Source organism: Actinoplanes sp. NPDC051388 (assembly GCF_055586225.1).
On the sequence record NZ_JBVJIP010000007.1, the window covers coordinates 334,162 to 356,826 of the forward strand.

Annotated in this window: 21 protein-coding genes; 17 read left to right on the plus strand and 4 right to left on the minus strand. The window is 72.1% G+C overall.

Annotated features, from left to right (window positions below; translation table 11 throughout):
* Window positions 1–31 precede the first annotated feature (31 nt).
* From ACZ6TI_RS20160 to ACZ6TI_RS20225, 14 genes are all read left to right on the plus strand, one after another.
* Window positions 32–2,788 (plus strand): alpha-amylase family glycosyl hydrolase, encoded by a 2,757-nt coding sequence (locus ACZ6TI_RS20160; protein ID WP_465346612.1) that lies wholly within the window; start codon window positions 32–34, stop codon window positions 2,786–2,788.
* Window positions 2,789–3,022: 234 nt separating this feature from the next.
* Complete coding sequence (locus ACZ6TI_RS20165; RefSeq protein WP_465346613.1) at window positions 3,023–3,877, plus strand: alpha/beta hydrolase family protein; 855 nt, start codon at window positions 3,023–3,025, stop codon at window positions 3,875–3,877.
* Window positions 3,878–4,012: 135 nt separating this feature from the next.
* The gene (locus ACZ6TI_RS20170; protein WP_465346614.1) at window positions 4,013–4,222 is read left to right on the plus strand and encodes a hypothetical protein; all 210 of its coding nucleotides are present in this window, start codon (window positions 4,013–4,015) and stop codon (window positions 4,220–4,222) included.
* Between the two features lie 60 nt (window positions 4,223–4,282).
* Window positions 4,283–5,536 (plus strand): hypothetical protein, encoded by a 1,254-nt coding sequence (locus ACZ6TI_RS20175; protein WP_465346615.1) that lies wholly within the window; start codon window positions 4,283–4,285, stop codon window positions 5,534–5,536.
* A 48-nt stretch (window positions 5,537–5,584) separates the two neighbouring features.
* The gene (locus ACZ6TI_RS20180) at window positions 5,585–6,931 is read left to right on the plus strand and encodes a BNR repeat-containing protein (RefSeq protein WP_465346616.1); all 1,347 of its coding nucleotides are present in this window, start codon (window positions 5,585–5,587) and stop codon (window positions 6,929–6,931) included.
* A gap of 28 nt (window positions 6,932–6,959) precedes the next feature.
* Window positions 6,960–8,864: an acyl-CoA dehydrogenase family protein gene (locus tag ACZ6TI_RS20185; protein ID WP_465346617.1), complete on the plus strand. Its 1,905-nt coding sequence runs from the start codon at window positions 6,960–6,962 to the stop codon at window positions 8,862–8,864.
* A 75-nt stretch (window positions 8,865–8,939) separates the two neighbouring features.
* Window positions 8,940–9,614 (plus strand): adenylate kinase, encoded by a 675-nt coding sequence (locus ACZ6TI_RS20190; RefSeq protein WP_465346618.1) that lies wholly within the window; start codon window positions 8,940–8,942, stop codon window positions 9,612–9,614.
* A 22-nt stretch (window positions 9,615–9,636) separates the two neighbouring features.
* A complete protein-coding gene (locus tag ACZ6TI_RS20195; protein ID WP_465346619.1) occupies window positions 9,637–10,470 on the plus strand; it encodes a S1C family serine protease in 834 nt (277 codons plus the stop codon).
* A 10-nt stretch (window positions 10,471–10,480) separates the two neighbouring features.
* Window positions 10,481–11,467, plus strand: coding sequence for an AAA family ATPase (locus ACZ6TI_RS20200; RefSeq protein WP_465346620.1), 987 nt, complete (start codon window positions 10,481–10,483; stop codon window positions 11,465–11,467).
* Between the two features lie 4 nt (window positions 11,468–11,471).
* Complete coding sequence (locus ACZ6TI_RS20205) at window positions 11,472–12,377, plus strand: DUF58 domain-containing protein (protein WP_465346621.1); 906 nt, start codon at window positions 11,472–11,474, stop codon at window positions 12,375–12,377.
* A complete protein-coding gene (locus tag ACZ6TI_RS20210; RefSeq protein WP_465346622.1) occupies window positions 12,374–13,336 on the plus strand; it encodes a vWA domain-containing protein in 963 nt (320 codons plus the stop codon). Before ACZ6TI_RS20205 ends, ACZ6TI_RS20210 begins: the two co-directional genes overlap by 4 nt.
* A complete protein-coding gene (locus ACZ6TI_RS20215; RefSeq protein WP_465346623.1) occupies window positions 13,336–14,421 on the plus strand; it encodes a VWA domain-containing protein in 1,086 nt (361 codons plus the stop codon). The genes ACZ6TI_RS20210 and ACZ6TI_RS20215 overlap by 1 nt, the downstream gene beginning before the upstream one ends.
* Window positions 14,422–14,502: 81 nt before the next feature.
* Window positions 14,503–15,279 (plus strand): alpha/beta fold hydrolase, encoded by a 777-nt coding sequence (locus tag ACZ6TI_RS20220; protein ID WP_465346624.1) that lies wholly within the window; start codon window positions 14,503–14,505, stop codon window positions 15,277–15,279.
* 9 nt (window positions 15,280–15,288) lie between these two features.
* Entirely contained in the window at window positions 15,289–16,122 is an 834-nt protein-coding gene (locus ACZ6TI_RS20225; RefSeq protein WP_465346625.1) for a helix-turn-helix domain-containing protein, read from the plus strand.
* Here ACZ6TI_RS20225 and ACZ6TI_RS20230 read toward each other — a convergent pair.
* Entirely contained in the window at window positions 16,091–16,753 is a 663-nt protein-coding gene (locus ACZ6TI_RS20230) for a TetR/AcrR family transcriptional regulator C-terminal domain-containing protein (protein ID WP_465346626.1), read from the minus strand. The genes ACZ6TI_RS20225 and ACZ6TI_RS20230 overlap by 32 nt on opposite strands.
* Before the next feature lie 103 nt (window positions 16,754–16,856).
* Here ACZ6TI_RS20230 and ACZ6TI_RS20235 point away from each other — a divergent pair, with 103 nt between their 5' ends.
* Window positions 16,857–17,030: a hypothetical protein gene (locus ACZ6TI_RS20235; RefSeq protein WP_465346627.1), complete on the plus strand. Its 174-nt coding sequence runs from the start codon at window positions 16,857–16,859 to the stop codon at window positions 17,028–17,030.
* Window positions 17,031–17,206: 176 nt separating this feature from the next.
* Window positions 17,207–18,259: an endo-1,4-beta-xylanase gene (locus tag ACZ6TI_RS20240; RefSeq protein WP_465346628.1), complete on the plus strand. Its 1,053-nt coding sequence runs from the start codon at window positions 17,207–17,209 to the stop codon at window positions 18,257–18,259.
* Window positions 18,260–18,326: 67 nt separating this feature from the next.
* Here ACZ6TI_RS20240 and ACZ6TI_RS20245 read toward each other — a convergent pair whose 3' ends face one another.
* On the minus strand, window positions 18,327–19,559 hold the full coding sequence (locus ACZ6TI_RS20245; RefSeq protein WP_465346629.1) for a class I SAM-dependent methyltransferase: 1,233 nt from the start codon (window positions 19,557–19,559) through the stop codon (window positions 18,327–18,329).
* A gap of 54 nt (window positions 19,560–19,613) precedes the next feature.
* On the opposite strand from ACZ6TI_RS20245, the gene ACZ6TI_RS20250 reads away from it, so the two are divergent.
* On the plus strand, window positions 19,614–20,429 hold the full coding sequence (locus tag ACZ6TI_RS20250) for an SAM-dependent methyltransferase (RefSeq protein WP_465346630.1): 816 nt from the start codon (window positions 19,614–19,616) through the stop codon (window positions 20,427–20,429).
* On the opposite strand, the gene ACZ6TI_RS20255 is transcribed toward ACZ6TI_RS20250, so the two are convergent.
* Window positions 20,426–20,839, minus strand: a complete 414-nt coding sequence (locus tag ACZ6TI_RS20255) for a nitroreductase/quinone reductase family protein (protein WP_465346631.1) — start codon at window positions 20,837–20,839, stop codon at window positions 20,426–20,428. The genes ACZ6TI_RS20250 and ACZ6TI_RS20255 overlap by 4 nt on opposite strands.
* A gap of 6 nt (window positions 20,840–20,845) precedes the next feature.
* On the minus strand, window positions 20,846–22,264 hold the full coding sequence (locus ACZ6TI_RS20260) for an FAD-binding oxidoreductase (protein WP_465346632.1): 1,419 nt from the start codon (window positions 22,262–22,264) through the stop codon (window positions 20,846–20,848).
* Window positions 22,265–22,665 lie beyond the last annotated feature (401 nt).

Below are 22,665 nucleotides of genomic sequence, written 5' to 3' on the forward strand. Positions count from 1 at the left end.
TGCTTGGTAGCTGGGCGTTTCGGGAGGAACAATGCGGATCCGTCGTGGCTTAGCGGTGTTGCTGTCCACGGTGCTGGCCGGCGGGGTGATCGCCTCGCCCGCTCAGGCCGGCGGCGATCACGGACTCGACGGCCGGCACTCGCTGCGCGCACCGGTGACCGACGAGAACTTCTACTTCGTCATGGCCGACCGGTTCGCCAACGGGGACACCGCCAACGATCGGGGCGGCCTCGGCGACGACCCGCTGGTGTCCGGTTTCGACCCGACCAGGAAGGGCTTCTACAACGGCGGCGACCTCAAGGGGCTGCTGGATCGCATCGACTACGTGCAGGGGCTCGGCACCACGTCGATCTGGCTGACGCCGAGCTTCAAGAACAAGGCGGTGCAGCTCGAGGACGGGCCGTCGGCCGGGTACCACGGCTACTGGATCACCGACTTCACCCAGATCGACCCGCACCTGGGCAGCAACGCGGACCTGCGGGCGCTGATCGACGCCGCGCACGCCCGCGGCATGAAGGTCTACTTCGACATCATCACGAACCACACCGCGGACGTGATCGGGTACGAGGAGGGCGCTCGGAAGGCGTACACCTCCAAGGACGTCTCGCCCTACAAGACCGCCGCCGGGCAGCCCTTCGACGACCGTGACTTCGCGGGCAAGCAGAACTTCCCGGCCCTCGACCCGAGCGTCTCGTTCCCCTACACGCCGGTCCTGGACCCGGCCGAGCAGAACCTGAAGGTCCCGGCCTGGCTCAACGACGTCACGCTCTATCACAACCGCGGCGACACCACGTTCGTCGGCGAGAACTCGCTCTACGGTGACTTCTTCGGCCTCGACGACCTGTTTACCGAGCACCCGCGGGTGGTGCGCGGGATGACCGACGTCTACAAGACGTGGATCAGCGACTTCGGCGTCGACGGCTTCCGGATCGACACCATGAAGCACGTCAACGACGAGTTCTGGCAGCAATTCGGGCCCGACATCCTGCGTTATGCCAAGGCGCACGGCAAGCGCGAGTTCTTCATGTTCGGCGAGGTCTTCGACACCACCAAGCCGTTCACCTCGCACTTCACCACCACCGACCGGATGCAGGCGGTGCTCGACTTCCCGTTCCAGGAGGCGGCGCGCAACTACGCCTCGCGCGGGCAACCGGCCGCGGCGCTGGAGAAGTTCTTCGCCGACGACGACTGGTACACCGACGCCGACTCGAACGTCTACGAGTTGCCGACCTTCCTCGGCAACCACGACATGGGCCGGATCGGCGGCTTCATCAAGGCCGACAACCCGGGCTCGGACGAGGCCGAGCAGGTGGCCCGCGACAAGCTCGCGCACGAGCTGATGTACCTGTCCCGCGGCAACCCGGTGATCTACTACGGCGACGAGCAGGGCTTCACCGGCCCGGGCGGGGACCAGGACGCGCGGCAGACGCTGTTCGCCAGCCGGGTGCCCGAATATCTGGACGACGACCTGCTCGGCACCGACGCCACCCACGCGCAGGACAACTTCGTCACCACGCACCCGCTCTACCAGTCCATCGGCGACCTCGCCGCGCTCACCAAGCAGCACCCGGCCCTGCGCGACGGCGCGCACCAGCACCGGTACGCCGACGCGGCGGCCGGCGTCTACGCGTTCTCCCGGACCGACCGCCACCAGCAACGCGAATACGTGGTGGCGCTGAACAACGGCGAGCAGGCCGGCACCGCCACCATCCCGACCTACGTCGCCGACACCGCCTTCGCGCGGGTCTACGGCAGCGGGCCGGACCGGCTGCGCAGCAACGCCGCCCGTGGGCTGACAGTGACCGTGCCGCCGCTGTCCACCGTGGTGTACAAGTCGACCCGCCGGCTCCCGGCCTCGAGGTCCGCCCCGGCGATCTCGCTGACCGCACCGGCGCCCGCGGCCGAGACCAGCAGCCGCATGCAGGTGACCGCGAACGTCGGCGGCTCGTCGTTCAACGAGGTCACCTTCTATGCGAACACCGGCCAGGGCGGCTGGACCCCGATCGGCACCGACGACACGGCGCCCTACCGGGTGTTCCACGACGTGTCCGGGCTGTCCGCCGGCGCGTCCGTGCGGTACCGCGCGGTGGTGCTGGACAACGCCGGGCACACCCGGACGAGCGGGATCAGGAACACCCGCGTGCCGCCGCCGGCGCTGACCATCGAGGCGCCGGTGGAGAACAGCAACGTGCGTGGCGTCGTCGAGGTGCGTGCGGTCGCCGACCCGGAACGGGCCACCCACGTGGTCCAGTTCGAGCGCAGCGTCGACGGCGGGGCGTGGAGCTCGATCGGGCGGGACTCGTCGTCGCCCGCGTACACGGCGTTTGATGATCTTGCGCCGTTGAACTTGAGCGCCGGGGCCGAGGTGCGCTACCGGGCGATCCTCACCGAGCCGGACGGCACCCGGGTGACCAGCGCCGTGCGCACGGTCCGGTACGCCGGACCGCCCCTCGCCGCGGCCACCCTGCGCTATCACCGGCCGGCCGGCGACTTCGACGGCTGGGGCCTGCACCTGTGGGGCGACGGGATCGACCCGGCGGTGCTCGCGCAGGTCGCGTGGGACCGGCCGTGGCCGCCGGCGCGCATCGTGGACGGCTGGGCGGAGTACGACATCCCGCTGGTGGACGACACCAAGCCGGTGAACTTCATCATGCACCTGCCCAACGGCGACACCGTGCCGACGAGCCGCGAGCCGGGCGGCGACCGGTCGTTCACGCCGATCGACAATCCGCAGGTGTGGATCGTGCAGGGTGATCCGGTGGTGCACACCAGCCCACCAGGCACCTGATTTTCCAGATCACCAGCCGCCCGGGGATTCCCCCGGGCGGCTTCTTTTGTGCCCGGCACTGGCAATTTCGCCGATACGGCGTCCTGGCCCGCGCACTTGAAGTCACCTCAGGTCAGCATCCACGCTGATAAATATCCGCGGACTCCCCATGGTCGGCACCGCCGGGCGGTGCCGTCGCACCCCGTCGCGCCCACATTCCGTTCCACCCTCCCAACATCGAGGAGTCGATGGCCCATGTCCAAAAAGTCGTGGCTGCGCCGCACCCTGTCGATCGCGGCACTGTCGCTTGCCCTGGTCAGCGGCAGTGTCGGGGCCGGCACCCCGGCGCTGGCCGCCGAGCGCGGTCAGGATCCCACCGCGCTGAACATCGGCGGCACGGGCAGCTACCGCACCTCGTCCACCAGCGTGTCGCGGTTGTCCGCGGTCGGCTTCGGTGGCGGCACCATCTACTACCCGACCAGCACGGCGGACGGGCCGTACCCCGCGGTGGCGATCTCGCCCGGCTTCACCGCGACCTGGTCCAGCCTGTCCTGGCTCGGCCCGCGCCTGGCGTCGTGGGGCATCGTGGTCTTCGGCATCGAGACCAACACCCTGCTGGACCAGCCGGCCCAGCGTGGTGACCAGCTGCTGGCGGCGCTGGACTACCTGACCGGCCGCAGCACCGTCCGCTCGCGGGTGGACTCGTCGAGACTCGGCGTGGCCGGCCACTCGATGGGCGGCGGAGGCACGCTCGAAGCGCTCAGCGATCGCCGCTCGCTCAAGGCCGGCGTGCCGCTCGCGCCGTGGAACCTGGACACCATCTGGACCGAGGTGAACGCCCCGGTGCTGATCGTCGGCGGTCAGCTGGACACCATCGCGCCGGTCGCCACGCACTCGATCCCGTTCTACAACACGCTCGGCGGCGACAAGGCCTACGTCGAGCTCACCGGCGCCAGCCACTTCTTCCCGCAGACCCCCAACTCGAACGTGTCCCGCGCCATCGTCTCCTGGCTGAAGCTCAACCTCGACGACGATCAACGCTTCGCCCCGTTCGTCTGCTTCACCCGTGGCCTGTCCATCTCCGACTTCCGCAGTCGCGGCGTCTGCTGAGCCCCGCCCGGCGGGTGACGGATCCCGTCACCCGCCGGCTTTCTCGGAAGGACTCGTTCCCATGCGCAGACGCGTGTCCCTGCTTGCCGTCCCCATTCTTCTCGGGCTGCCGGCGCCGCGCCCGCGACCACCGCCGTGCTGCCCGAGACCGGGCCGATCGGCCTGTCCGGCAAGGCGGTGCTGTTCCCCTCGAACGCGGCCGCCACCGGCATGTCGGTCGACGTCTTCGAGGTGAGCACGGCCACCGGCGCCCGGCTGACCACCACCCCGGCCGCGTCCTTCCCGATCGGCTCCACCGGCGCGTTCGGCCCGTTCACCGGCCGGGCCGATGTGAGCGACTCGTGACCACTCGGTGGGAGGAACCGGCCGGGTGACCCTTGCGACGAAACGGTATCGTCTCGTCCTGTGAAGCGACGTTTCGGCATCCTCGTCATCGCGCTGCTGGTGGCGCTCGGAAGCGCCTGGGTGGGCGCGTTCGCGGGCAGCCGGATCGGCCTCGAGTTCGCACCCGACCTGCCGGCCGGCGCGGAGGCCGAGCGGTTGTCCGCGACCGCGTTCCCGGGCCTGCGGGTCTTCGGCGGCGGCAACGCTCCGGCGATCGAGCCGTTCGGCGACGGCGAGGGCGTCCGGTACGGGTCGGTGGCCTACTGGGTGAAGCACACCGAGGAGACCCGCGACGTGGCGGCGTACACCGCCGGTGCGCGGGAGCGGCTGGCGGCGGCCGGGTGGCAGGTGCGCGACTTCGGGGTGGACACACCGGAGGCGCTGGTGGACGGAGGCGACGAGTCGTCGGCCGGCTTCTGGGCCACCCGGGACGGGCTGGTGCTGAGCTTCGCCGACTACTACTGGACCGGGCGTCCTTCGTACGACTCGACCGGCGCCGCCGCCTTCGACCTCTGGCGCATCCCCCCGCGCTGGCTGCCCGACGTCACCCGGGGCGGGGCGATCGCCGGGGCGCTGCTCGGCTTCCTGCTCACGCTCTGGGTGGCCCGCCGCACCCGCCGGGATCCGCTGCTCGCCACCGGTGCACTCGTGGCCCTCTTCCTGCTGATCCCCAGCACCTGGCGCCCCGGCGAGGAACAGCCGATGGACAGCCCGTGGTTCGGCGGTTTCTACCACCTCGGCCGGGCGCCGGCGACGCTCGCCGCGATGATCGCCGCGGCGATCCTGGTGTACGCCGTGGCGCAGTACCGCTGGGTCCGCTCGGCGGCGGCCTTCGTCGTCCGCCCGGTGCGCGCCCGGCCGAAGGTCTTCGCGGCGGTCGTGGTGATCGGCCTCGTCGCCGCCATCCTGCGGGTCGTCGGGATCGCCTATCCGCCGTGCCACCCCACCGGCGTGCCCGCCGAGCCCGCCGCGCGGCAGGTGCGGGACAGCACCCACGTCAAGATCTTCGTGGCGAGCACCGCCACCGACCACGAGCGCGCCCTGGTCGACGCGGCGATCTTCCGGAGCCGGGCGGGCAGCCTCGGCGAGCTGGTCTGGCAGGCGGACTCGGCCGGCTTCCGGGACACCTACTGCGGCGGCGCCCGGATCCCGCGGTCCGCCGTCGCGTCGCTGCCCTACTACTTCGACCTGGACCTGGCGAACCCGGCCACCTATCCGGCCCTGTTGGAAGAGGTGAACGGCCTGGCCGGCGTCGTGGCCGTGCGGCGCGTCTAGACTCTTCGCATCGATGGTTGTCTTTCTCTATCACGATGCGAGGGTGCCATGAAACGATTCATCGTCGTCTGCCTCGTCGCCGCCCTGATCGTCGGCAACTCCGGTCCCGCCTCGGCCGCCGCGCCCGGCGTGCGGCACCTGAGCACCACCGCGCTCACCCTGAACGGCCGGACCGCCCTGACCTACACCGGCTACATGAACGGCGAGTCGTTCCAGCAGGACGGCATCGTCACCTTCCGTGGCATTCAGTACGCGGCGTTCTGGGACGAGGACGGATACGTCAACCTCGCCCGGCGGCGGCTGCCCGCCGGGTCCTGGCAGCACCTGCGGCTGACCGACTACGTCACCACGTCGACCGACTCGCACAACACCATCAGCATCGGCATCGCCGCCCAGGACGGCACCATCCACCTGGCCTTCGACACCCACTCCAGCGAGTTCCGCTACCGCCGTTCGGTCCCCGGCCTGGCCACGGCGCCGACCTGGACGCCGGCGAGTTTCGGGCCGGTGACCACGAGCCTGGCCGGCACCACCATGAGCCAGGTGACCTATCCGCAGTTCATCGCCGCACCCGGCGGGCGGCTGCAGCTCGCCATCCGCACCGGGCTGAGCGGCGCCGGCGACGAGGTCCTCTATGAGTACGCCGACCGGGCCTGGACCTACGTCGGCGAGTTCCTCAACGGCACCGCCAACGACGACAACCCCTACCTGTTCGGCATCGAGTACGACGCGGCCGGACTGCTGCACACCACCTGGACCGTGCGCGAGACCCCGAACGCCAGCACCAACCACGACCTGTTCTACGCATACAGCGCGGACCGCGGGCGGACCTGGCGCGACAACGCCGGCGCGGTCGTGCCCGGTCCGCTGGTCGCCGACTCCCCCGGCCTGCGGGTGTGGGCGATCGGCCAGAACCGCGGGCTGATCAACCAGGAGTCCCAGGTCGTCGACCGGGCCGGCACCCTGCACGTGCTCGCCTCCCAGTTGCCGCCCGGCGCCGCCGACAACCCGGACTTCGGCGCCGCCCGGGAAGCCTCCGTGCTGGTGCACTACCGGCGCGACCGGGCGACCGGGGTGTGGCACCAGACGTTCACCCCGTTCCGCGAGGGCTCGTCGCGCGGTGACATCGCGGTGGACGCCGCGGACAACCTCTACGTGGTCAGCGGCGACTCGACGCTGCGCACGCTGAGCATCCAGACCGCGTCCCGGGCCTCCGGCTGGACCGACTGGACGCGGCGGCACAGCTCGGGCCCGATCTACTTCTCCGATCCGCTGGTCGACCACGAGCGGCTGCGGGCGCACGGGGTGCTCAGCATCTTCGCGCCGCGGTTCGGCGGCAGCCGGATCGACGTGCAGGACTGGCTGGCCACGCCCGGGAGGGCTACCGTCAGGTAACTATGGCCTCGGCACGAGGGGGTAGGCAGTGTCCACGACGCAGCGCAAGCCGGCCGATGTCTCGGAGCGGCAGGCCCGGCAGGTGGCCGAGGCCGCCCGCGAGTCCGAGTGGCGCAAGCCCAGCTTCGGCAAGGAGCTCTTCCTCGGCCGGTTCCGGCTGGGCCTGATCGATCCGTGGCCGGCCCCGGAGCCACGCCCCGACGCGGACGAGTTCATCGCCCGCCTGGGCGACTATGCGCGCGCCGAGGTGGACGGCGCGCGCATCGAGCGCGAGGCCCGCATCCCCGACGAGGTGTTCCAGGGGCTCGCCCGGCTCGGCGCCTTCGGCATGAAGATCGACAAGCAGTACGGCGGCCTCGGGCTGTCCAACCTGCACTACTGCAAGGCGCTGACGCTGATCGGCTCGGCGAACCCGTCGATCGGGGCGCTGCTCTCCGCACACCAGTCGATCGGCGTGCCGCAGCCGCTGAAGATCTTCGGCACCGATGCGCAGAAGAAGGCCTTCCTGCCCCGGCTGGCGGCCGGCGAGGTGTCCGCGTTCCTGCTGACCGAGCCGGACGTGGGCTCCGACCCGGCGCGGCTGGGCACCATCGCCGAGCCGGTCGAGGGCGGCTACCGGCTGAACGGCGTCAAGCTGTGGGCCACCAACGGCACGGTCGCCACGCTGCTGGTCGTGATGGCCCGGGTGCCGGGCAAGGGCATCACCGCGTTCGTGGTGGAGGGGGACGCGCCGGGCATCACCGTGGAGCGGCGCAACGAGTTCCTCGGCCTGCGCGGGCTGGAGAACAGCGTGACCCGCTTCCACGACGTCTTCGTGCCCGACGACGGCGTGATCGGCGGCGTCGGCAAGGGCCTCAAGATCGCGCTGACCACCCTCAACACCGGCCGGCTGTCGCTGCCGGCGATGTGTGTCGGCGCGGCCAAGTGGTCGCTCGGCGTCGCGCGGGAGTGGTCGGCCGACCGGGTGCAGTGGGGCCGCGCGGTCGGGCAGCACGAGGCGGTGGCCAAGAAGATCGCGTTCATCGCCGCCACCACCTATGCGATGGAGTCCATGCTGGACCTGTCCTGCGTGATCGCCGACGACGACCGCAACGACATCCGCATCGAGGCCGCGCTGGTCAAGCTCTTCGCCAGCGAGATGGCCTGGCAGGTCGCCGACGAGCTGGTCCAGATCCGCGGCGGCCGCGGCTTCGAGACGGCCGACTCGCTGACCGCCCGCGGCGAGCGTCCCGCCGAGGCCGAGCAGGTGCTGCGCGACCTGCGGATCAATCGCATCTTCGAGGGCTCGACCGAGATCATGCATCTGCTCATCGCTCGCGAGGCGGTGGACGCGCACCTGTCGGTGGCCGGCGACATCATCGACCCCGAGGCCGGGCTCGGCCGCAAGGCCCGGGCCGGCGCCAGGGCCGGCGCCTTCTATGCGAAGTGGCTGCCCACGCTGGCCGTCGGCCGGGGCCAGACGCCGACCGCGTTCGCCGAGTTCGGCCCGCTGGCCGGCCACCTGCGATACGTCGAGCGCGCCTCCCGCAAGCTCGCCCGCACGACCTTCTACGCGATGTCCCGCTGGCAGGGAAAGCTCGAGCGCAAGCAGGCCTTCCTGGGCCGCATCGTGGACATCGGCGCGGAGCTGTTCGCGATGTCCGCGGTGTGCGTGCGCGCCCGGGCCGAGCGGGCCACCCGGCCGGAGGGCCTGGAGCTGGCCGACGCGTTCTGCCGGCAGTCCCGGCTGCGGGCCGACGCCCTGTTCGCCGCGCTCTGGGACAACTCCGACGCCGTCGACGCGAAGGTCGCCAAGCGCGTCCTGGGCGGTCGCTACGCCTTCCTGGAGGACGGCATCATCACCCGCCCGAGCGACCTGGCCTGGGTCGCCGCCTGGCAGCCGGGCGCGGCCACGGTCGACGACGTCCGCCGCCGCATCCCGCCACCCAGCTGACCGGCCCGGCCTCGATCCGCGCCGGTCTGCGCCTACGATCAGGGCGGCGGCTCACCGAGGGAAAGGACCAGCGCGATGCGGGTTTTACTGGTCGCGCCCCCGGGCGCGGGCAAGGGCACCCAGGGCGCGCTGATCGCCACGCACTTCGGCCATCCGCACATCGCCACCGGGGATCTGCTGCGCGATCACGTGGCCCGGCGCACCGAGCTCGGTCGTGCCGTCCAGGATCACCTGGCCAAGGGTGAGCTGGTCCCGGACGAGATCGTGCTCGAGATGGTGCGTGCCGCCTTCGTCGAGGCGAAGGCCAACGGCGGCGGATACGTGCTGGACGGCATGCCCCGCAACATGGCCCAGGCCCGCGCGCTCTACGAGATCGGCCTCGGCCTGGAGATGACCGCGAACGTGGCACTGCACCTCAAGGCGGACGACGAGGAGCTGACCCGGCGGCTGCTCGCGCGGGCGGCGCTGGAGGGCCGTGCGGACGACACCGACGAGGTCATCCGGCGGCGGCTCGCCATCTACCACGAGGTGACCCACCCCATCGTCGAGTGGTACGCGGCCCGCGGCATCCTCGTCTCGGTGGATGCGGTCCGGCCGGTGGAGCGCGTCGCCCGGCAGATCCTCACCGCCCTGGAGGCGATGCGCTCGCTCGTCGACCTGGTGCCGGAGGACGCCCGCCAGTCGATCGACCTCACCGGCCTGGGCACCGCGTTCGGCAGAGCTGACCGGCCGCTCACAAGTGATTCATAGATAACCCTCGTACAGTCGGGGGATGATGACGGTGCTCGGGCCGGAGGATCCGCCGGCGGAGCCGATCGCGGCCGCCGGGAAACCGGGCCGCCGCTGGGGATCCACGAGCCTGCGCCGAAACGTTCTGGTGGGCCTCGTCCTGATCTGGGCCGTTTCGATCACCGCCGTGGTGCTGCTCCGCGGCGGCAGCCCGGAGACCCCCGCCGCCCTGCCGTCCGCCTCGCCGTCCCCCTCGGAGGGGCGGCTCAGCGTGGCCGAGACCTATCAGCTCCTGCGGCCGTCGGTGGTGCTGATCCGGTCGACCCGCGACAGCGCGCCGGCCGAGGCGTCCGGCACCGGCGTCATCGTGAACGCGAACGGCACCATCCTGACCGCGGCGCACGTGGTCGAGGGCGCCGCGTCGATCCGGGTCACCTATGCCGACGGCGCCGACTCGACGGCCGAGGTCGCGAGCGCCGACCCGGCCCGGGACATCGCCACCCTGGCCCCGGCGAAGCTGCCGGAGACGGTGGTGCCGGCCGTGCTCGGCGGCGGCCTCGAGATCGGCGACGACGTGGTGGCGATCGGCAACCCGCTCGGCCTGACCGAGAGCACCACCAGCGGCGTGGTCTCCGGGCTCGACCGGGCCGCCCGCGGCGAGCGCACCGATCTCTCCGGGCTGATCCAGTTCGACGCCGCGGTCAACCCGGGCAGCTCCGGCGGACCGCTGGTCAACGACCGGGGTCAGGTGGCCGGCGTGGTCGTGGCGCTGGCGAACCCGACGGAGGCCGGCACGTTCATCGGCATCGGCTTCGCCGTCCCGATCGGGGCGGCGCTGGGCGCCGGCGAGGGCGACGGACAGGCACCACCGCTATGAGGAGCGATACATGACCATGCCGCCACCGGCCTCGGCCGGCCCGACGGAGAAGGTTCTCTACGAGGTCAAGAAGACCATCGTGGGGCAGGACATGCTGCTCGAGCGGATGCTCGTGGCGCTGCTCGCCCGCGGGCACATCCTGGTCGAGGGCGTGCCCGGCCTGGCCAAGACGCTCGCCGTGAAGTCCCTCGCCGAGGCGATCGGCGGCCAGTTCCACCGGGTCCAGTTCACCCCCGACCTGGTGCCCGCGGACATCGTCGGCACCCGCGTCTACCACCAGCCGACCGGCGAGTTCCAGGTGTCGCTCGGCCCGGTGTTCACCAACCTGCTGCTCGCCGACGAGATCAACCGGGCGCCGGCCAAGGTGCAGAGCGCGCTGCTGGAGGTCATGCAGGAACGGCAGGTCACCATCGGCCGCGAGACGCACCGGGTGCCGGACCCCTTCCTGGTGATGGCCACCCAGAACCCGATCGAGTCGGAGGGCACCTATCCGCTGCCCGAGGCACAGATCGACCGGTTCATGATGAAGGTGGTGATCGGCTACCCGACCACGACCGAGGAGTTCGTCGTGGTCGAGCGCGCGCTCACCCGGCCGGCGAAGATCCAGGGCATCATCGACCCGGCCCGCCTGGTGGAACTCCAGGCGGAGGCCGATCGGGTGTACGTGGACCCATCGCTGATCGACTACGCGGTGCAACTCGCCAACGCCAGCCGCGATCCCGCCCGCGTCGGCCTGACCGACCTGGCCCGCTACGTGACCTATGGCGCCAGCCCCCGGGCCTCGATCAGCCTGGTCATCGCCGGCCGCGCGCTCGCCTATCTGCGCGGCCGCGAGTACGTCGTCCCGGAAGACCTCACCGACCTGGCCCTGGACGTGCTGCGGCACCGCCTGGTGCTGTCCTACGAGGCGCTCTCCGACGAGGTGACCCCGGACCTGATCCTGTCGAAGATCGTCGCCAACGTGTCGGTCCCGGAACCGGCCGGACGCGGGCGCTGAGCTGATGTCCACCGCCCCGGACCGGCTGCTGCGGCGCCTCGAGTGGCGCCTCGGCCGCCGCCTCGACGGGCGGTTGCAGGGCGCCTATCGCACGGTCTGGCACGGCACCGGCCTCGACTTCACCGACCTGCGGGCATATACGGCCGAGGACGACGTCCGGCACATCGACTGGAACGTCACGGCCCGGCTCGACGAGCCGTTCGTCCGGCAGTACACCGAGGATCGCGAGATGACCGCGTGGCTGGTCGTCGACCGGTCGGCGTCGATGCGGTTCGGCCGGACGGCCGGGTCGGGAGAGCAGGGCGCGGGCAAGGAATCGGTGGCCACCGAGCTCGCGGTGGCGCTGGGCCGGCTGATCACCCAGGGCGGCAACCGGATCGGCGCGATCCTCTACGACAACGGGTCACACCAGGTGGTGCCGCCGCGCGCCGGGCGGGATCAGGTGCTGCGGATCGCGCGGGAGCTGATGCGGGAGCCGGATCGTGGAGCGAAAGCCACCACCGACCTGGCGGCGATGCTCCGCCTCGCGGCGAGCACCACCACGCAGCGGCGCAGCCTGGTCTTCGTGATGTCCGACTTCATCGGCGAGCAGGACTGGGACCGTCCGCTGGCCCGGCTCACCCACCGGCACGAGGTGGTGGTGATCCGGGTGGTCGACCCGGCCGAGCTGGATCTGCCCGACCTGGGCCTGATCCTGGTGGAGGACGCCGAGACCGGCGAGCAGCTGCTCGTCGACACCAGCGATCCGCTGCTGCGCGGCCGGCTCGCCGCCCAGGTCGACGCCCGCGAGTCCGCGCTGGCCGAGGGCATGCGCCGGGCCGGGGTGGACGCGCACCGGATCACCACCGATCAGGACCTGCTCGGCGCGCTGGTCGACCTTGTGCGCCGCTCCGGGCGGAGGCGGCGATGACCTTCCTCGAGCCGCTCCTGCTCATCGTCGCGGCGCTGGTCACGGCGGCCGCGATCGCCGGTTACGCAGTGCTGCAGCGGGGCCGGAGCGCGGCCATGGCCGCGGCGGGATTCGCCGCACCGGCCGGATCCGCGGTGCGCCGGCATCTGCCGTACGCGATGCTGCTCGTCGCTCTGCCGGTTTTGCTCGTCGGGCTGGCGAGGCCGGAGGCCGAGCTGTCCGTGCCGAGGGTGAGTGGCACCGTGGTGCTCGCCTTCGACGTCTCCAACAGCATGGGCGCCAAGGACGTGGCGCCGACCCGGCTCGCCGCCGCGCAGGCCGCCGCCACCGGCTTCGTCGAGGAGCAACCGGATTCGGTCGACGTGGCCGTGCTGCCCTTCGGGGACCAGGCGCTGCTGACCCAGGCGCCGACCGACGACCACAACGCCGCGCTGGCCGCCATCGCCCGCCTCTCCCCCGGCGGCGGCACCTCGCTCGGCCAGGCGATCCTGGTCGCGCTCGGCACCATCACCGGCAAACCGGTCACGCTGCCCGAGGACGGCGCGCCGGCGCCCGCGCTCGGCTACTGGCCGTCGGCGACGATCGTGGTCTTCTCGGACGGCCAGAACACCGGTGGCCCGGACGTCGAGGCCGCCGCCGAGCTGGCCGCGGCCGCCGGGGTGCGCATCCAGGCGGTCGGCGTGGGCACCGCCGAGGGGTCCACCGTGGAGGTCGACGGCTACCAGCTCGGCACCGCGCTCGACGAGGCGTTGCTGACCACGGTCGCGCAGGTCACCGGCGGCGCCTACCAGCAGTCCGGGGACGCGCGGGCGCTCGCCGACACCACCAGGGCGATCGACCTGCGCCTGACCACCAAGAAGGAGCCGGTCGAGCTGACCGCGCCGTTCGCCGCCGCCGGTCTGCTGCTCCTGCTGGCCGGCGCGCTGCTGGGCCTGCGCCAGCACGGAAGGATCATCTGATGTCGTTCAGCTGGCCGTGGGCCCTGATCGCGCTGCTGGTGGTGCCGCTGCTGCTGGCGGCACGCTGGTGGCTGAACCGGCGGCGCAGGCGGGCCGCGGTGACCGTCTCCAGCATCGCCCTGATCCGCGCCGCGCTGCCCGGCCGCACCTCGTGGCGGCGGCGCATCCCGGTCTTCCTCTTCCTGGCCGGTCTGCTGGCGCTGGCCGGCGGCGTGGCCCGGCCGCAGGCGTCGCTCGCGGTGCCCTCGAACACCACCTCGATCCTGCTGGCGATCGACGTGTCCGGCTCGATGTGCACCACCGACATCGCGCCCAACCGGCTCACCGTCGCCACCGAGGCGGCCCGCGAGTTCATCAGGGATCAGGAGGACGGCACCCGGATCGGCCTGGTGGCCTTCTCCGGCATCGCCGGCCTGCTGGTCGCGCCGACCACCGACAAGAACGCGCTGCTCGACGCCATCAGCACGCTCAAGACCTCCCGGGGCACCGCGATCGGACAGGCGATCCTGACCTCGATCGACGCGATCGCCGAGGACAACCCGGACGTGGCCGCGACCGGCGTCGACCTCGGCGACCCGGTGCCGAACGCGGCCGGCGACTTCCACCCGGACAGCATCGTGGTGCTGACCGACGGCTCGAACACCACCGGCGTGCTGCCCGCGACCGCCGCCGAGCAGGCCGCCGCCCGCCGCCTGCGGATCTACACGATCGGGTTCGGCACCACCGAGCCGGCCCAGATGATGTGCACCGCCGACCAGGTCAGCAGCGACTCGTTCTTCGGGCCGGGCGCCCGCGGAGGCAACGGATTCGGCGGGCTGGGCGGCCGCAACCGGGACATCGACGAGGACGCGCTGACCGAGGTCGCCGACATCACCGGCGGGAAGTACTTCCGCGCCGAGGACGCCGGCCAGCTCAGCGACGTGCTCGCCGACCTGCCGCGGACGATCGGCCTGCAGAAGCAGGACGTGGAGATCACCGTGTGGTTCGTGCTGGCCGGGGTGCTGCTGGTGTTCACCGGCGCGGGCCTGGCCCTGTGGTGGAACCGCGCCCGGCCCGGCGTCCCGCGAGCCGGCATCCCGCGCTGACCGCGTCGGCGGCCAGGCTCGTGGCAGGCCCGTGAACAATCGTCCAAGACCGGCGCTCGTGACCCGGGGATCGTCTCCGGCATGAGTGAGATGCACGTCGTCCACGACGGCCCGCGCGACGCGCCGCCGCTGCTGCTCATCCACGGATCCGGCGCCACCGGCGAGTCCTGGGGCCCGATGATCCCGGCGCTGACCGGCCGCCGGCACGTCATCCGGGTCGACCTGCCCGGCCACGGCCAGTCCCCGCCCACGCGGTCGTTCGACGTGCCGGCGCAGGCGGACCGGGTGGCGGCGGCGCTCGACCGCCTCGGCGTCGAGCACGTCGCGGTGGCCGGGCACTCGAGCGGCGGATGGGTGGCCACCGCGCTCGCCGAACGGCGTCCCGGCCTGGTCCGCTCGCTCACGCTGATCAGCAGCGGCCCGAGCCTCGAGGCGTTCCTGCCGCAGCCGCTGGCGCTGCGGGTGTTGCTGGCCCCGCCGCTCGGCCCGCTGCTCTGGCCGATCCGCTCGGACGCGATGATGCGGCGCGGCATCGACTCGATGTGCGCCCGCCCGGTCGACATCCCGGACGACGTGATCGCCGCGATGCGCGGCGTCTCCTATCGCACGATGCGGACGGTGTTGCGCAGCAATGCCGCGTATCTCGCGGAACGCAGCGCGCCCGTCCGACTGGCCGCCCTCGGCCTGCCGTCGCTGGTGGTCTTCGGCGCGGCCGACCCACGCTGGAATCCGTCGTCGGCGCACGATTACGACCGGGTGCCGGGAGCGCGGATCGAGTTGCTGCCGGGCGTCGGCCACCTGCCCATGCTGGAGGCGCCCGATGCCACCGCCGAGCTGTTGCTGGGTTTCACGGCATAGCCTGGTCCGGTGTCGGCACGGACCGCACCCGACTGGGCGTCGGTGGACATCGCCGCCGCGCGCCCGTCCCGCCGCCTGCCCGGGGTCGGCATGGCCGGGTTCAGCCATCGCGGCACGACCGGTGTGGACATCGGCATGGTCCCGCACCCCTCGGTCACCCTGCTCGTCGACCTGAGCGCCGGTGCGGGCCTGACACGCGGCAGTTTCGCCGCCGGGCTGCTCCCCGGCGACGTCCGGGTGACCGGCCGGGGGCCCGGTGAGTGCCTGCAGATCCGGCTGCGGCCGGTCACGGCGGCCGCGGTGCTCGGCGGGTCGGCCGAGCTCAGCGGCACGGTGGTGGCCCTGGAAGACGTCTGGGGGCCGTCCTGGGAGCGGGCCGAGGAGCGGCTGCGCGCCGCGGCGTCCTGGGACGAGCGGTTCGCCATCGCGGGCGACATCCTCGGCCGGCGGCTCGACGCCCACCGGCCGGTCGATCCCGAAGTCGCGCACGCGTGGCGGCGGATGCTCAGCGGCCGGGGCCGGGTGCGGGTCGAGGGCCTGGCGGACGAGGTCGGCTGGAGTCGCGGGCGCCTGTGGTCCCGCTTCCGGTCCCAGCTCGGCATCACCCCGAAGAGGGCCGCCCAACTCGTCCGCTTCGACCGAGCCGCGCACCTGCTCGCCGCGGGCCGGACGCCGGCCCGCGTGGCCACCGAGACCGGCTACGCCGACCAGTCCCACCTGCACCGCGAGGCAAGGGCCCTGACCGGCCTGACCCCGGCCGCCGTGGCAGCAGCCCCCTGGCTGGCGATCGACGACATCGCCTGGCCGACGGCTACGGGAGCGGTCCCCCGACACCGAGGATGACGTCGAGGCCCCGGTCGAACAGCTCTTCGTCGTTCCACCGATCCCCATCGAGGTGGCCGGAGGCGTTGAGCACCGGGTAGGCCGCCGGGTCGGCCGTGATGTGTTGCCGGGCGTGCGTCTGCGCCCGCGGGTCCCGGGTCTGGCGGTAGGTCGCCTCGGTCAGCGCGGCGCCGATCACGAAGTTGGCCAGCAGGCGGGTCACCACCGCCAGCTCCCGATCGGCGAAGCCGCCGCGCAACAGAGTGGCCTGCAGGAACTCGGTGCGGGCCAGGACGTTCGGTCCCAGCATCGGCCGGCCGATCAGGGCCGGCGCCCAAGGGTGCCGCAGCATGACCGCCCGCCAGCCGTGCGTCAGGTCTCGCGCGTCGGCCCGCCAGTCGGGTCCGGGCTCCGGCAACGGCACGTCGCCGAAGATCCGATCGAGGGCGAGGTCGAGCAGGTCCCCCTTGGTCTCGACGTGCCAGTACAACGCGGTCGCGGTGACCTCGAGCGACTGAGCCAGGCACCGCATCGTCAGGCCGCTGATGTCGTGCTCGTCGAGAAGGACGACGGTGGCGTCGGCGATGCGCTCCCGGCTCAGCGGCGCCGAGCGTGCCGGCGTCTTCGTCTCGCGTAACCAGATCGAACTCACGAAGCAAGCTTAACATTGATAGGTCAACTTAACTACGTTAAATTGAGGTGTGCCTCTGCTGCGAATTCAGCTCGAAAGTGACCGTGCGACCGCCCGGAGGGTGATGGACCTGCATCGCGCGGACAAGGTCCATCACGAGTCCCGCGACGCCGCCCGCCGGGAGGTCTGGCGACGCGGGCGCACGCCGGCCGCCGAGCCGGTCTTCATCGGAGTCACCAACGGCGAGCCCGTCCGTCTCATCTACGACGTGCAGGTCTATCCAGCCGCGGACCCCTGATGACACCGTTGTCAGAATCCCGGAAGTTTCGGAGAACAAGCAGACACCTCCGCAGCATAGCTGACATGCGGGCCTGTAAATATTGACCGTTGACGAGATCTCCGTGAGCTTCTAGCGTTCCTGGATTATCGGAACTTTCGGTTCCACCGCCATGGAGTTTCGGAAGAAGGCAGTCAATGTTGTCAATCTGGATCAGGTCGGGTGCGGTCACCGCCGGCGCCCTGCTCACGCTGGGGCTCGCCGCCGCGCCCGCCTCGGCCGCTCGTGACGATTCGCTGCGCGCGGCCGCCCGGGGCACCGGCGTGCGCATCGGCACCGCGGTCGACACCACCGCGCTCGCCGGGGACGCGCCCTACCGCGAGATCGTCGGGCGCGAGTTCAACACGGTGACCCCGGAGAACGTGATGAAGTGGGAATCGGTCGAGCCGACCCAGGGCGTCTACGACTGGGCCGCCGCGGACCGGCTGGTCGACTACGCCCGCGAGCACGGTCAGAAGGTGCGCGGGCACACCCTCGTCTGGCACAGCCAGAATCCGTCCTGGCTGACCGAGGACGCGTTCACCCCGGGCCAGCTGCGCCGGCTGCTGCGGCAGCACATCCTCGACGAGGTGGGCCACTTCCGGGGCCGGATCTGGGCCTGGGACGTGGCCAACGAGGTCTTCAACGACAACGGCACGCCGCGCGACACCATCTGGCTGCGGGCGCTCGGCCCGGGCTACATCGCGGACGCGTTCCGCTGGGCACACCAGGCCGATCCGTCCGCGAAGCTGTTCCTCAACGACTACAACGTGGAGTGGCTGAGCCCGAAGAGCGACGCCTACTACGACCTGATCCAGCAACTGCGCCGGCAGGACGTGCCGGTGCACGGCTTCGGCATGCAGGGCCACCTCGCCCTGCAGTACGGCCTGCCCACCACCGTGCTGGAAAATGTGCGCCGCTTCGACGACCTCGGCGTGCAGACCGCCTTCACCGAGGTGGACATCCGCATGGAGCTGCCCGCCGACCCGATCAAGACGGCGGCCCAGGCGGAGGGCTTCGGCATGCTCCTGCGAGCCTGCCTGCTGGTGCGCAACTGTGTCTCGTTCACGGTGTGGGGCTTCACCGACAAGTACTCGTGGGTGCCCGGGGTGTTCGACGGTGAGGGCTCGGCGACCCCGTACACCGAGGACTTCCAGCCGAAGCCGGCATATTTCACGCTGCGTGACACGCTGTCCCTGGCCGGCGACTGAGAAATCGCGCGGGCGGGCGCCCGGGCTTGGGGGATGCACCGAGCGCCCGCCCTGAGTTCCCATCAGATCAGGGCGGGCCGAAAGCGGAGCGAAGAGGCCGCGCCACCGTGAGCAGGCATCCGTCCAGGTAGCCGGCCGCGAACCCGGCCTCGCAGAACGCCAGATAGAAGTTCCAGGTGCGCACGAACGTCTCGTCGAAGCCGAGCGCCCGCACCTCGGCCGCGTGCGCCAGGAACGCGGCCCGCCACCGCCGCAGCGTCTGCGCGTAGTGCCACGATCCGAAGTCGAACCGCTCCTCGACGGTGCCGCCGGCCGCCATGAAGGCGGACTCGATCGCCGCCGCCGACGGCACCAGCCCGCCGGGGAAGATGTACTTCTGGATCCAGGTGTAGTCGTCGCTGTCGCTCATCCCGGGCCGGGCGGTGGTGATCATCTGGATCCCGGCGCGGCCGCCGGGCCGCAGGTGGCCGAGCACCGCGCCGGTGAAGACCGGCCAGAACTCGCGGCCCACCGCTTCGATCATCTCGACGCTGACCACCGCGTCGAAGCCGCCCGGCACCGGCTCGATCGCGCGGTAGTCGCACCGGCGCACCTCGACCAGGTCGGCGACGCCGGCCGCGGCGATCCGGCGCCGGGCCAGCGAGAGCTGTTGCTCGGAGAGCGTCACGCCGACCACCCGGGCGCCCCGGAGCGCGGCCCGGACGGCGAGCTCGCCCCAGCCGATGCCGATCTCCAGCACCCGGCTGCCCGGGCCGACCGCCGTGGCGTCCAGGATCCGGTCGATCTTGCGGTGCTGGGCCTCGGTGAGGTCGTCGTCCGGGGTGTCGAAGAGCGCCGACGAATACGTCATCGACCGGTCCAGGAACAGCGCGAACAGCTCGTTGGACAGGTCGTAGTGCCGCTCGATGTTGTGTCGCGCGCCGTCCGGTGTGTTCGCCTCGGCGCGCGGCGGCCGCCGCGTGCGCAGCCGCCAGAGCCGCCGGTGCACCGGTTCGACCAGCGCGGTCAGCTCGGTGGCGAGCACGGTGAGCGCGCCGGCCAGGTCGTCGGCGTGCCAGTCACCGGCCTGGAAGGACTCCCCCAGCCCGATCGCGCCGGCCGCACCCAGCCGGGCCCGGAGGTCACGCGGCCGCCGCAGGACGATGGTCGGGCCGGGACCGCCGGTCACCCGCCCATCCGGGTACGCGACCCGCACCGGCACCCGCCGGACGAGCAGGCGCATCAGCACCCCGGCAGCGACCGCGCGCGCCCGCCCGGGCGGCACCGCGGCGACATCCGGCCAGCGCTCGGCGTCCACCATCGACTGGCACCTCTCCCCCCGGGCGGATCCGGCGCGCAGGCTATCGTTTCCGGCGTGGCGGATCATGTGCCGGGCGCCCCCGGGATCAATGCGAGCGTGGCGCACCCCGCGCGGCGCTACAACTACTGGCTCGGCGGCAAGGACAACTTCGCCGCCGATCGAGCCTCCGGCGACGAGCTGCAGCGGCTGTTCCCGAAAGTCCGCCTCGGCGCGCTGGCCAACCGCGCGCTGCTGCAGCGGGCCACCCGCTTCCTCGCCGCGGAGGCGGGCATCCGGCAGTTCCTGGACATCGGCACCGGACTGCCCACGGCGGACAACACCCACGAGGTCGCACAGTCCGTCGCGCCGGACAGCCGGGTCGTCTATGTGGACAACGATCCGCTGGTCATGGTGCACGCGCGCGCCCTGCTGACGAGCAGCCCGCAGGGGCGCACGGCCTACATCGAGGACGACCTGAACGATCCGGAGTCGATCCTGCGCGACCCGGTGCTGCGGGACACGCTGGACATGACGCAGCCGGTCGGGTTGATGCTGATCGCGGTGCTGCACTTCATCCACGGGCAGGGCGCGGCCAAGCCGATCGTCGCCCGGCTGCTCGCCGCCCTGCCGCCGGGCAGCTACCTGGTCGCGACGCACGCCACCTCGGACTTCGGGACGCCCGAGCAGCAGGCGCTCTATCAGCGGCTGATCGAGGAGGGCAAGTCGGACGTGTGGACCCGCGGCAAGGACGAGTTCGCCGACCTCTTCGAGGGCCTGGAACTGGTCGAGCCGGGCGTGGTGCCGGCCAGCGAGTGGCGCCCGGAGCCCGGCGACACGGTTCCGGAGCGCTCGGACATCAACGTCTGGGCCGCGGTCGGCCGGGTCGGTTAGATCTCGTCGAGGTCGATCCGGATCGTCACCGGGTCCGACGCCATCAGCCGGCCGAGCGCGGCGTCCCACCGGTGCGGCAGCGTCCGCGATCGGGCCGCCGGATCGTCGTCGGTGAGGATCAGCGCGCGCCCGCCGCGCCACCGGCGGCCGATCTTCACCCGCACCCGCGGGTCGGCCTGGATGTTGCGCACATAGTCGGACTGCGTGCCGTGCGCGGCGACCAGCCAGAACGTGTCGTCGCCGGCGAGACCGTTGCCGACCGGGGTGTGCCGCGGGCGCCCGGACCGGCGGCCGGTGGTCTCCAGCAGGGCGAACGCGCGGGGCGCCAGACCTCGTCGCAGCGCCCAGCGGGTGAGCCGGTTGTTGGGCCGCTCCAGCGCGGTGATCAGGCGGTACTTACGCGAACGCATGGTCCGTTATAGCGCGTACGGCGTACCGAAGACCTGGTGGGGATCCGCGGTCTGCCGGATCCGGCGCAGCCGGGCCAGGTGCGGACCGTGATAGCGGGCCGGACGCGCGGGGCCGGGCTCGAGGTAGTTGACGTAGCGGCCGGAGGACCAGCCGGCCAGCGCGCGATGCCCGCGGTCGACCCAGGCATAGGCGTCCTGGACCGTCTTGGCGTCGCTCGCGCCCGGCATGATCAGCCATTGCATGATGGTGTGCGCGCCGCGCCACGGGAACCCGGTCGCGTCGGCGCGGATCCGGTCCGGGGCGCCGGTCAGCTGCTTGAGCTTGGCCACGCCGGGGCGTCCGCTGCGGGCCCGCTCGGCGACGACGGCCAGCATCGCGGCGACCGCGGGCGCCGGCAGCGGCCCGGCGAAGATGTCACTGCCGACGATCTCGGTGCGCTGGTCGCCGTCGTTGGTGCGCTCGTGCACGGTCTCCAGGTAGGACCGCCGGCTCAGCTTGACGGAGATCGGCTCCCGCCGGATCGCGCGCTCGACCGCGGCGGCCGCGGCGTCGGCGGTCCCGCCGATCACAAAACCGTTGATGCGTACGCCGAGCTGCCCGCCCGCCGCGGCGACGAACTGGCAGCTCGACCAGGCGCCGCCCGCGTTCGTGATGGCGCTCTGCCAGCCGGCCGCCACCGCCGCCGCGTCCGCCCAGCGGTAGGTGAGGGTGAACTGGCCGGTCGCCGCGGCCGGAAAGGTCTTCATGCGCCACTCGGTGACCACACCGAACTGGCCGCCTCCGCCGCCACGCAGCGCCCAGAACAGGTCGGGCTCGCGCGTGGCGTCCACGATCCGCTGCCGGCCGTCCGCGGTGACCAGCCGGGCCGCGACGACCGCGTCGCAGGTCAGGCCGTGCGCGGCGGTCGCCATGCCGATGCCGCCGCCGGAGGTGATGCCGCTGATCCCCACCGTGCCGCAGGATCCGGACGGGATCGAGATGCCGTGCGCGCCGAGCTTGTCGTACACGTCGCCGAGCCGCGCGCCGCCGCCGATGGTCGCGGTCCGGGTGGCCGCGTCGTACCCGATCGCCTGCAGCCGGCGCACGTCCAGCACCAGCGCGGACGTGCTGGTGCTGGCGCCGACGTAGGAATGCCCGCCGCCGCGCAGGACCACCGCGACGCCGGACCGCCGGGCGAAGCCGATCGTCTCGGCGACGTCGGCGGCGTGCGCGCAGCGGGCGACCGCGGGTGGCCGGACGCCGTCGAAGCGCGGGTCGTAGAGCTTGCGCGCCGCGTCGTAGCCGGCGGTGCCGGGGCGTTCGACGGCGCCGTCGAGGGAGGCGTCGAGAGCCGCCCAGTCCGGGCCCTTGACCGGCGCGCCGGTCACCCCCGCGATCCCCGCGACGCCGGTCGCCTTGAGCAGATTCCGTCGCGACAGCAGCATGCCCGAAATGCTCGCATATCGGACAGCATCGCTCGTCTTGCGGTCATGGTCCGAGCGGCGTCGACCTACGGCGATCTTCGTATCCGGAGCCTGCGCCTGCACGACGACGGCGGCGGGCCCGGCCGACAGGCTGGGCGCAACGTTCGACGGAGGAGTTGGGGGCAGAGGCATGCTCGGTCGTCTTGGTCGTTTCTGCTATCGCCGGCGCAGGTCGGTGGTCGCGCTGTGGTTGCCGGCGCTCGGTTGGGGCGGTGGTGCTGGCCGTCGAGTCCGACGGTCCGGTCACCAGCCGGGCGACGATGCCGGGCATCGAGTCGCAGCAGGCGTTCGACCTCATCGCGGAGCGCTTTCCCGGCGCCGCCGCGGACGGGGCCGGCACCGCGGCGCATCACCCTGGTCCG